The organism is Thorsellia anophelis DSM 18579 (assembly GCF_900111395.1).
In the GTDB taxonomy this organism is placed as follows: Bacteria; Pseudomonadota; Gammaproteobacteria; order Enterobacterales; family Thorselliaceae; genus Thorsellia; species Thorsellia anophelis.
Genome location: NZ_FOHV01000027.1, coordinates 1 through 12210, shown reverse-complemented (window position 1 = coordinate 12210; position 12210 = coordinate 1). Strand labels below are relative to the sequence as shown.

Annotated in this window: 8 protein-coding genes; 1 reads left to right on the top strand and 7 read right to left on the bottom strand. The window is 34.9% G+C overall.

The window, feature by feature from the left end:
* Positions 1–190: 190 nt before the first annotated feature.
* Positions 191–460 (bottom strand): transposase, encoded by a 270-nt coding sequence (locus BMW37_RS15615; protein ID WP_425441796.1) that lies wholly within the window; start codon positions 458–460, stop codon positions 191–193.
* A gap of 1083 nt (positions 461–1543) precedes the next feature.
* Here BMW37_RS15615 and pepN point away from each other — a divergent pair.
* A complete protein-coding gene (gene pepN, locus BMW37_RS11925; RefSeq protein WP_093321426.1) occupies positions 1544–4282 on the top strand; it encodes an aminopeptidase N in 2739 nt (912 codons plus the stop codon).
* A gap of 234 nt (positions 4283–4516) precedes the next feature.
* On the opposite strand, the gene bepA is transcribed toward pepN, so the two are convergent.
* The 6 genes from bepA to BMW37_RS15165 form a co-directional block, all read right to left on the bottom strand.
* On the bottom strand, positions 4517–5953 hold the full coding sequence (gene bepA, locus BMW37_RS11920) for a beta-barrel assembly-enhancing protease (protein ID WP_093321423.1): 1437 nt from the start codon (positions 5951–5953) through the stop codon (positions 4517–4519).
* A 26-nt stretch (positions 5954–5979) separates the two neighbouring features.
* Positions 5980–6777 (bottom strand): ABC transporter ATP-binding protein, encoded by a 798-nt coding sequence (locus BMW37_RS11915; protein ID WP_093321420.1) that lies wholly within the window; start codon positions 6775–6777, stop codon positions 5980–5982.
* A gap of 15 nt (positions 6778–6792) precedes the next feature.
* Positions 6793–7716 (bottom strand): ABC transporter permease, encoded by a 924-nt coding sequence (locus tag BMW37_RS11910; protein ID WP_093321417.1) that lies wholly within the window; start codon positions 7714–7716, stop codon positions 6793–6795.
* Positions 7717–8279: 563 nt separating this feature from the next.
* The gene (mutH, locus tag BMW37_RS11905) at positions 8280–8975 is read right to left on the bottom strand and encodes a DNA mismatch repair endonuclease MutH (RefSeq protein WP_093321415.1); all 696 of its coding nucleotides are present in this window, start codon (positions 8973–8975) and stop codon (positions 8280–8282) included.
* 1254 nt (positions 8976–10229) lie between these two features.
* Complete coding sequence (locus tag BMW37_RS11900) at positions 10230–10667, bottom strand: hypothetical protein (protein ID WP_093321412.1); 438 nt, start codon at positions 10665–10667, stop codon at positions 10230–10232.
* Positions 10668–11049: 382 nt separating this feature from the next.
* Positions 11050–12210 (bottom strand): invasin domain 3-containing protein (locus tag BMW37_RS15165; protein WP_177168663.1); only part of this gene is annotated, 1161 nt, incomplete at its 5' end.

Sequence of the window (12210 nt, the reverse complement as noted above, 5' to 3'; positions counted from 1 at the left end):
AAAGCTACTGCTTAGCAAACGCTTTTCGTGTGTTTTTCGTAAAGTTAATAAGATATCGCTAATTAGAAGAGGTATTTCATTTACTTCTTCAACTAATTTTTCAGGGTGCTTTAAAAGCTAGTCCTTCTGGGGGGAGAATATAAGGCATGCTTTTTCAGCTAGCTTTGTATATATTCTTGCTCTTTGTATTCTAGATGATAGCTATTGGCGCACCAGCAGAACTGCTGGCAAAGCAGCTTAGAGTCCACTGCACACCTTTGTAGTAATACCGAGCATTGATGGCTGGACTATCATGCCTAAATAATCCACTGGATACGCCCTTTAAGCTTCTCATTAAACAGGACGCCAATAAATTTTGGCAGGGGGCTTGTGAATGAACGTGAACGCCCTTACTGTTCATATAGAGTAGTTCAATATCAAAATCGCTGTATACATTAGTAAAATAGCTGCATAGCTTCATAATGAGACTCTAGTTGCAGTGATGCAAGTTGAGTATTTTCTGACGATACTGTTAGTGTGATAGAATAAGCCTAACAAACACCGCGTGAACATTCATCATTAAAGTGCGATGTCTTACTTAGGTGAATATCAGTTTCTTTTTTTATATGTAAACGTATAATACCTACATGAAATTTTTAAATGCCTTCAAATTCCTGCTAAGAACGAATGTTTAGCAAGAATTCTATATGTAGCGCCTGGCTGTGGCTCGTCGTTTTGTGTTTAATACATCGCTGGCTTCACAGAATGAATATCATGAGGAATGGACAACACATACCTTTTCTTATGTAAAAATGGGACATGACTATTTGAGTGGAAAAGCTCTTAAAATGCAGTGGTTGATAACGTTGCCTTTAAGCGATTGCAACCGGTTCTACAAGATCTTGGACACGCTTACAAAAATTTCTTTTAAAAACGAGCCGCCTTAACACGGTTTAATAAACGCGCTCAATATAATTCATTTGACTGCCTATAAAGTTTTAAACTCTATAACAAAAATAGCCGTATAGTTCTATTCATATTAAATTCGAAGTTGAAATCCCTATTGCAAAAGGTGGCGAAATTAGTATTGATTTGTGGATCGTAAGATTTACGGCGTTAAGTTAAACAATGGCGAGCATTTTAAACCGATTAATAGCCTTAAAACAGAAAAAGTGACATTAGCGAAATGATAAATTCAGTTATGTCATAGAGTAAAATTCAAAAAAATTGGTTTAAAGCCAAAAAAGTGAGTAAGTTTCATGCCAAAATGGCAAATATTAGGCGTAATCATCTTAATCAAGCCTCCAATAAGAAGCGTTTAATGAAGAATTTGGTTTAGGTTGGGATTTAACAGGAATTCAATATTATCGCTCTATGCACTATATCACAAGAGACATGGATATGCTCGAAAGACATTGTCTATATCTCGATGTAGAAAAACATTTAGCCTTGATTTGTCTAAAATTGAATTAGATGTTTATTTAAATCTAAAATAGGCAACTCAAAATCATTATGCGAGCTAATAGACACTTGTATTAATAATATCAAATAAGAGAGATTAGTTATGAACGAACAGTCGCAAGTTAAGTACAGAAATGATTATCTTCCACCGGACTATACGATTTCAGATGTCTATTTAGAATTTAATTTAGATGCCAATAAGACAATAGTCAAAGCAACTAGCCAAGTCTCTTTGTTAGCAGACCAATTAGTTGATTTTAAGCTAGATGGAGAACAACTAACGTTAATCTCACTTTGCATTGATGGTGTCTCTTACCCTCATTTTACTCAAACTGAATCGGCATTGATTATCCATAATTTGCTAGAGTCTCCATTACCAAAGCAATTTACATTAGAAATCACAAATCAAATTGATCCAAGCAGCAATACGGCGCTTGAAGGCCTTTATCAATCAGGTGAGGCACTTTGCACACAATGTGAAGCGGAAGGATTTAGACGTATTACCTATTATCTTGATAGGCCAGATGTACTTGCAAAATTCACGACCAAAATCATAGCTGATAAAAAACACTATCCATATTTACTTTCTAATGGTAACCAAATAGAAAAAGGAGATATTGGCACAAATCAGCATTTTGTCATCTGGCAAGATCCCTTTCCAAAACCTAGCTATTTATTCGCTTTAGTAGCAGGTGATTTTGATGTGCTAAAAGATAATTTTATTACTAAAAGTAATCGCAATATTGAGTTAATGATTTTTGTTGATAAGGGGAATTTAGATAAAGCGCCTTATGCTATGGAGTCATTGAAAGCTTCAATGAAATGGGATGAAAATCGTTTTGATTTAGAATATGATCTTGATGTTTATATGATAGTTGCGGTTGATTTTTTTAATATGGGAGCGATGGAAAACAAAGGGTTAAATATTTTTAACTCTAAATTTGTGCTTGCAAAAACTGACACTGCAACGGATGTGGATTATCAAAATATAGAAGCTGTAATTGGCCATGAATATTTTCATAACTGGACAGGTAATCGAATTACTTGCCGTGATTGGTTTCAGTTGAGTCTAAAAGAGGGATTAACTGTATTTAGAGATCAAGAGTTTAGTTCTGATATGGGCTCAAGAGCTTTGAAACGTATTGATGATGTTAGATTACTCAGAACGGTGCAGTTTGCTGAAGATGCAGGACCAATGGCTCATCCGATTAGACCTGAAAAAGTATTGGAAATGAATAACTTTTATACCGTAACGGTGTATGAAAAAGGCGCTGAAGTCATTCGTATGCTTCATACTTTATTAGGGGAAAGGCATTTTCAGGCTGGGATGAAAAATTACATTAATCAGTTCGATGGTAGCGCAGCGACATGTGATGACTTTTTATCCTCGATGCAACTTGCAGCAGATCAAGCATTATTAGGACTTGATTTAACGCAATTTGCACTTTGGTATAGCCAGTCAGGTACGCCTGAAGTGAATATTAAAGATCATTTTGACAAGAGCTCCGGGGTATATCGAATAACAATTACTCAAACTCTGAAGCCTACAGCTGATCAATCAGACAAAAAACCAATGATGATTCCGCTTGGCTTAGATTTTTATAGTCAAACAGGTGAAAAGCTTCAAATTAAACCAAAAGGACATTCAAAGCTTGCTTTTAATGAAAATACTCAAATCCTTCTGTTAACTAAAGCAGAAGAAATATTTGAATTCGAGTCTTTATCAGAAAAACCAGTTCCAAGCTTTTTAAGAAACTTTACGGCGCCCATTAAGTTACAATATGACTACTTGACTCCACAATTAGAGCTATTGATGCAATATGCAGAAAATTCTTTTATAAGATGGGATGCTGGACAAACTTTACTTTCTCAAGTTATTGATAGAACAATACACTCTCTAAGTGACGGGCAAGGGTGGGTGTTAGATGAAAGCTTAATTGATATTTATCGTTCCATCTTGTTGGATAAATCTATTGATCTAGGGTTAACAACTGAGTTATTAACTCTGCCGAGTGTCGGAGAAGTTGTTCAGTGGTATCAGATATGTGATCCTATTTTAATTGACACTGCATTAAATTTAATTAAAACAACACTTGGGTTTGCATTGCAGGATGAATTCTATACACTTTATCAAACATACCAACAGTCTGAATATAAGATAGATGCAAAATCAATTGCACAAAGAGGATTTGTTAACCTAGCATTAAGTTATTTAGCTCATAGTACTCGTGCAAATACTTCCAATTTAACGCCAAATCAATTAGAAATTGATGAGACAGAAGATTCATCTGTACAGGAATTTAGCCTTGAGTTTATTAATAATATGGTCAGTACTAGATTTTCTGCGCATAACATGACAGATAAAATTGCAGCGTTAAATATCGCTGTATTAACTGATTTACCATGTAAAAATAGCCTGTTAAAACAGTTTGAAACTCAGTACCAAGGAGATAGCCTTGCAATGGATAAATGGTTAAGCGCACAAGCTCAAACTCCTTCAAGTAATGCTGTTACTCTAGTCAGGGAATTAACTCGTCATCCCTCTTTTTCCATGCAAAATCCTAATCGCGTACGAGCACTTATTGGGGCATTTATCATGTACAATCATAAAGGATTCCATGCAGAAGATGGAAGTGGCTATGAGCTATTAGAAGAAATTTTGATGGCATTGAATCTTTCAAATCCGCAAGTGGCTTCAAGATTAATCGAACCTTTAATTAAGTTTAAACAGTATGATGAAGTCTATTCAAGTAAAATGAAAAAAACATTAGAAAGAATGAGTAAAATTGAAAACTTAAGTCGTGATTTGTTTGAGAAAATTACTAAGGCATTAGAAAGCTAATAAATTGAATTAGGTCTTGCTACCTGAAATTAACCTTATTGACATTCTCCCCCTGCTAAAGCAAGGGGATTTCTACTACGCACCTTCAATTACCTAAATATAGCTAGGTGAAAAATGACTTTGGATAAGCTAAACTCATTTTATACTGGTTATAGGAGATTGTGGATTCGTATAAAAATAGCATAAGCAATAATTAAATTATTTGCTTCCTTACGTTATTTTTATATGAGAGTGCTATCGATAATTTTCAAAACGAAGTTTTAATGCCTCAAATTGTTTTAATCTAGCATTTAGTTTAGCTTTTTCTTGATTGTTATCAGTATAAGTTACTGCCTGTTTTAATAACCCTATTGCACCCTCAATGTTGGCACCAAGCGCATAGCTTTCTGCTCTAGCAGAGAGTTCTTGTGCTCTATCGCCAAGCTTTGCAGCTGATTCAGCTAATAAATACCAAGCATTGACATCATTAGGATTGCGCCTTGTAATATTAAATAATAAACGATTAGCTTTAGCAAATTGCCCTACAGAAATATAGCTGTTCGCTAAATTAATCTCTATTACAGGGTTGTTTTTAAAAAGAGGTTTTGTCAGAGCAACTTCTAATCTAGTAATAGCCCTTGTTGCTTGACCTTGGCCTAAATCAATATCTGTCATTGCATCAATTAACCAAATGTTATCAGGCATACTTTCGTACAAAGGGGATAATAGTTCAAATGCTTTAGCATATTGTCTTTTTTCCATTTGCTTTAAAGCAGAACCATAAGTATGTGCATTGATGGAGTATTGATTACCTTTTAGTAAAGCATCGAAAGCGAATGTATTATTACCATTTTTATTACCATACAAAGCTAAGACTTTCGCCTTTGCAAAATAAAAATCCATGGAAGAGGGTCTGGCTTTTTCTGTCAATTGATAAGTCCGACTTCTTGCGTCTGCAAGCCTACTATCTGGAAGTGGATGGGTAAGCAACATTTGGGGTGGCTTACTAGAATGCCTTGCATTATCAGCCATTTTTTGCATGAAGTTATTCATTCCCCTAGCATCAAAACCAGCCCTTTGCATAATATTAAGACCGATATTATCAGCTTCCCTTTCATTGCTTTGTGTAAAACTAATGGCAGATTGTTGGCTTGACGCCAAACTCCCTGTCACAGCAGCCATCCCAGCATTTGGATTAGCCATAGTTAATAAGGCCCCTCCTAGTACACCTGCCCAGGTAAGAGGAGATTGTTTTTTCTGAGCTTCCATCGCTCTTGCTAGATGGCGTTGAGTAATATGGGCTATTTCATGCGCAACGACTGAAGCAAGTTCATTTTCATCTGTCACCTCGCGAAATAAACCAGAATGAAAGACAACATGACCACCAAAGAAAGCATAGGCATTAATTTCATCATTATTCACTAGGTGAAAATTAAATATTTGGTTTCCGCCGTCAGCGTATTTTGCAAGCGAGTTGCCTAGTGAATTGATATAAACATTTAATACTGGGTCATTTATAAGTGGAGTACTACCTCTAATTGCCCTAATATAAAAATCACCCATTTCATTTTCTTGGGCGACACTTAATGTTGTGCTTGCAGAGGTACCTATATCAGGCAAAGTGTTATTCGCAATAGAGGGTAAACTTGAGAACATCATAGTAATTAGCACTGCAACTGATATTTTTTTCATACAAGTTTCACCTTTGATTCATCCAATTAACGACTGAGTAATAAACCATCATCATCAAGCGTTTCACCTCTTACACGCTCAAACATTTCCAGTAGATCGCTTACTGTTAGTCCATCTCTATCACTACCACTGACGTCAAGTACAACTTTTCCTTCATGTAACATTATCGTCCTATCACCATGTTCTAACGCTTGTCTCATGCTGTGAGTGACCATCATCGTAGTCAGATGTCCCTCTTTGACAATATCATCGGTCAAGGCTAGTACAAATGCGGCTGTTTTAGGATCGAGTGCTGCAGTATGCTCATCGAGTAACAATATTTTAGAAGGACGCATTGTGGCCATCAACAGGCTAATTGCTTGTCTTTGCCCTCCAGAAAGCAATCCAATTCTATCATTAAGACGATTTTCTAGATTTAAATCAAGTCTTTTTAAGATTTTTTGAAATTCTTTACGAAGAGAAGAGTTCGTTGCACTCACCAGATTTCTACTTCTTCCTCGAGAAGCAGCTATTGCGAGATTCTCTTCAATAGTCAATAACTCACATGTGCCTGCCATTGGGTCTTGAAAGACACGCGCTACGTTTAAACTGCGCTCCCAAGTAGTCAGTTTGGTGACATCCAAACCATCAATTTTAATAGAGCCACTGTCAACTTTTTGCTCTCCTGATATGGCATTTAAAAAGGTTGATTTACCCGCACCATTTGAACCGATAACTGTAACAAATTGCCCTTCTGGGATTCTTAAAGATAGACCTCTTAATGCAAGTGTCTCAATAGGGGTATTAGGATTAAACGTTAAAGTAAGATTTTCAGCATGTAACATAGTTTGTAATCCCTATTAAGTAGCAGATGTGTTAGATTTAAATAAATTTCTAATTTTTTTTCGTAAATTTAATTGTGGCAGTACAAGCGCAATTGCAACAAGAACCGCAGTAATTAGACTCAAGTCTTGGGCTTTGAGTTGTAAAAATTTAGGCAGTAAAGACGCATTAAGGGCTAATGCAATGAAAATACGGTATACCACAGCCCCAACGATCACGGCTAAGGTTGTGAGCCATAGGCGCCTAGCAGGTAAAATATTTTCCCCTAAAATCACAGCAGCTAATCCTACAACAATGGTTCCTATTCCCATAGAAGCATCTGCACCTCCATTACTTTGAGCATATAAAGCGCCAGCTAAGGCAACTAAGCCGTTTGAAATTGCCATACCTAATAAAACGGTAGTATTGGTATTAATACCTTGTGCACGTGCCATTTTCGCATTTACACCTGTTGCCCGTATGGCTAGTCCTAGTTTAGATTTAAAAAAGAAATCGAGGATCAATTTTACGATAACTAAGATACCAATTAGCAAAATAGGTTTGAAAATGAACTCTGTTATTATTTCAGGATTGAGCAATGTAAATACTGTTTCTTGATTTAATAGAGGTACATTTGGGCCATTCATGACTCGCAAATTAACTGAGTATAAGGCACTCATTACTAAAATGCTGGCGAGTAAAGGAAGTATGTTTAATTTAACATTTAACCAGGCAGTAACATAACCTGCTGTACAACCAGCAATTATTGCACCTAAAGTAGCAATAAAAGGGTTTATCCCCATCACAATTAAAACAGCAGCAACCGCACCACCTAATGGAAAACTACCATCTACAGTTAAATCTGGGAAATTTAGGACTCTAAAAGAGATGAATACGCCTAAGGCTACAAGCGCGTAAATTAAGCCGATTTCAAATGCACCGGCAAAGTTAAAAAAAGTCATTTAAACCTCAATTTTTGGCATATCTAATAGTAAAATAATCATATAGCACTGACATATTCAGTTATTAATTTAAAGTGGTCTTTAAAACTAATGTGGAAGGCACTCTTTTACAGTAATATTAACATGTTTTTGTCAAAACAGGTAATAGCAAGCAAAAATTGCCTATTTGGACTAATCATTGATTGTGGATTTAATATGCTGATTTTATTGCTTTAGGTATATAGTAGTTAATTGCTTAGCTCTTTGCCTATAAAACTTTTTTGCTATTAAGTGAATTTCAGTAGATCTCTCAAATAATTGTATTTAAAGTTGTATAAATACATATGTGTTTATGTAATAGAAGGTGCGCAGCAGGAGTCTCTTTGCTATAGCAGGGGGAGGATGCCAATGAGAAAGGGTTTAAGTCAAAACGTTAATTAGTAATTTATTTTAAGTATTTGTGATTAATGCAATTGATATGCCAGCAGACTACTTATCATATTATTAATCTATTGTTCAAAGTAAGTTAAGATAAAAAATCTTAAATGGTTATAGTTTTAATTGATTGAATTTAAAATAGTAAACTATAAATAGGTATTTGAATCATTTCTGACATGATCTGTGATAATTGTATGGGTGAAACTATTACGTAAATAAAATCCAAGTGGTAGGGTTTTGATGGGTAAACCATTAGAATCAAATGCATCCGTTCTTACTTTACTGTTTGCACCTTTAGGTCTAAGTTGTAAAGCCACTCCAATTCTGGCATTTATCGCATCAAATTGACCTAATGAAATCAATTCGGTTAATTCTTCCCAATCTTGTTGCAACATGCGTTCTTGTGCTTGAGTTGGAGACCAAAGAATAGGGGTGCCAATTTTTCGATCTTTAAGGGGAATTTCCCGTTCACCTTCTACTGGAATCCATAGTACTTGTTGGAGTTTATTGTGCACATGGCTCATTTGCCAGGTTAGTCCAACATTACCCGTTAATGGAGCGAGCGCAACGAATGTTGTTTCTAATGGTTTGCCTTGATGACTGATAGGGATCGTTTTAAGCTCAATATTTAGATGGGTAAAGTCTTGTTCTGCTTTACTGCCAGCGGTTGCACCTAACAACTGTTCAATGAAATTACCTACCCAGCCTTTATGTTTATTCAGGTTAAGGGGCATATCTACATTTACAGAATCAGCTATCTCACCGAGTGAATAACCAGCTAGTTGATTTGCTCTAGCTAGCAATATATCTAGTGATTTTGGTGGGCTAATAAGTTCGATCATGGGGTGGTCCCTTACGAAATAACTTATGGAATATAATTAATTTTATTATTGTAATTAAGTTGATGTACATTTTTATATTATTCTGAGATAAGTAATATAATGTGATGCCCGACTTTTTTTCTGCATACTTTTAAGAGAGATAGCATAACTTAGAACTAATTAAGAAACCAACCCAAATTAGGAGTAAAATCATGCTAGCGTTGTTAGATTATATCATTGGAACTTTTATTAAAATAGACACTCACTTAAATAAAATACAGTAAGAATATTGAAGTCCTTTTCTCTTCAAAAGATTTTTCACCAATGCTTTCTGATGGTGAAGTCTTTACAATATAAGTCATGGTAAAATATGTTTGACTGATATGACTGCCAGGGTGTGAGTAAACTTTTTTGTGGACATTGATGTACATTAATGCTCTAGAATTATTTTAATTGTCCATAATGCTTTTCTTATTGATATAATGGATAAAAATGATCTTTAGATTAATGTATGATCGCTCCTTGCATTCTAATAAGTAGCATATCAACCTCAGCATATGTTCATGATAGTCAAGTTACGGTCCCTTTAATGCAAGAAACAACAAGTAAGATGGATTACTACTATGACTTAGCTGATGCAGGATATTACAGCAAATCGCTAACAGCTGTTTCTTTTGTACTTTGAATGGTAGGCAGTAGGAATCCCTTTGATTTAGCAGGGCGAGGGTGTCAAAGATCATAATCTTAGATTGGCTGATCAAAAGGAATTTGAAGCGATAAAACATAAGGATCGTAGTGGGCTTGAAAGAATAATTGCTTACCATAAAGACTCTCACGGCAGCAGAATATATAGTTGAAAGGCGCCGTTAATGAAATATTTATGTACGGTATACTCGTGATGACTATTAAGCAAACATTGAGAATTGTGAACTAATAGGTTCACTTTTACAAAATTAAAAAGATGAAATAGATGCATATTTAGATGTATATGAAACACTTTATTCGAAAAACTAAGAAAGCCTTTTTCGCCATAAAAACAAAAAATACGATCTCCTCTTTGCGCAGATTTAGATAATGGTAAACTTGCAGAAGTTTTGAATTTTTAAACTACCTCACGCAATGCTCGACTTTTTAATAATCTTACTTTTTAAGATGAAAAAAAGATTCACTATTAAATTTAGGAGAAGAGCATCTTTAAGTAGGCTGTAGTATTTTTTTATTTTCGGAATGAACATGTATTAACTTGCAAAAGTTGAACATCTCGCTACATCTGAATTATAAATATTTCGATTCATATAGCCGATAAAAATTATTACTAGACTCGCACCCGCCAATAAGACTTGTATTTCTATAAAAACGTTTATCAACACCTGCACATTCAAGGGTTTCAGTTGTACCATCATTAAAAAATACTTCCAAATATACAATGCCGCCACCATTTGGGTATTCTGAATAGTTAAATTTATAATCTTTAACAAGAGAGTTATCGTCCAATGCATCTTCTAAGCTAATAGAAACATCTATTTTACCGGTTTTTTCTAGAGCGGATTCAATCCTATCAATTACATCATCATCAATATAGTCATTTTTTTCTAATGCAATTAATTCAGCGGCTGTGCGTTCTTCAACTTTGTTAGTAAGAGAATCGAAAAATACGAATAATAAGCTATATAGTATATTAGCTAAAATGATAAAACCTATGATTGCTTGCATAAAATAAACCCTAGTTTTTGTTAATTAATGTGAAAATCAAGCGTTGATGTTATTAAATACTTAAGTGAGCTTACCGTTTTATCGGTTTCAAAATTCATGTTATCTATTCTAAGTAAAATCAAATTCTTGCGTTTAAATTTAATATATTCTAAACATATTAATAAATATTATTAAAGTCCTAACTATGATTGTCAAGAATATTCTCATGTTCTAAAGATTCAATTATCTATTTGAATCTTTATCTGCATATTATCAAAGGGGCAATTAGAAATTAGAGGTGCAGAACTTATTGTGCCCAAAAAGAAAAAGCTTAATATGCAAGGTGTACACATTAAGCTTTCAAATTTAAACATAACGATTTAAATTTATTAAGCTATATACATTAAAATATAAAGAAATACTCCTTAGTAATTTTATTAAGAGCATACAGTTTAGGATCAATTTGCGGAATATCTAATCTAACCACGTCTATACGATAGTAATCATTAAAAGTTATCTCAGATAATTTAGCTCTTGTGTTAGCTGTATCAAGCAATGTTATATAAACATCAAATTCAACTGCCATATACGATCCGCTCAAACCAATCTCTCTTGTAGGAGTTACTTCTATTTCATAATCAATCTCTTCTACTAATCCAAATTTAGTTTCAAGATCTACCACCACTGAAGGCTGTGCACTTGTCAAATCTATAGCATTCATGAGTGGTTTTAGTGTAAATTTATGTTCAGCAGGAACATTTATAGCCAGACTACTTGTTTGTTCGTTAACATTAGCCTCAATCCGCCCATATGAAAGGGTTAATTGATCAATTTTTAGTTCTTGAGGATCATTGACAAAATTAGCCTCAAAGACAATGTTAGTGCCAGGCACGAAACGTGTTTTGTCGTTAGGATCATAAGGTGCATACTCATAAACAAATTTACCGGTTGCATCAGTTATCCCTGTATACGTCTCACCACTTTCCTTATTAACAATAGTGACCTCTTCATTGATGATAGGGCGACCACTAGTATCTGTTACAGTTACAATCAAATCTGAATAATTCATAATATTTGCTACTAACAAATCTTTAACACTATTAAATGTTAATTGTTTCGTCGTGATATCGCCATTATAAAGCACAGATGTGGAAGCTGAAATATTCGTTGGCAGATTAACAGTTGTCGCGGTGATATTAGCGATAGCACCCGCAGTGCTACTACTTGGAACAGGCACAGCATATTTACCCTCTGAATCAGTTGTTACACGTGTAGTGGTTGTTACGCCCTCAAGGGTGATTTCAACATTAATCTCTTGATTCACAATCGGATTGCCAAACTCATCAGCCAATATTCCAAGCGCTATTGTCGTGCTTGTACCGTCTGCGACTACCACCGGTTTATCAGCGGCAATAGTAATGCTCGCATTCGCAAGTGATTGTGTTGCCCTGTTATCAACGGGTTTACGACGATAATCTAACGTAATCACATTATTTCGTTCAACTAAATCTAATCGGCCTGTTTTAAATGTGCGTAAGCTATTAACGTTTTCTTGGTTGATTTG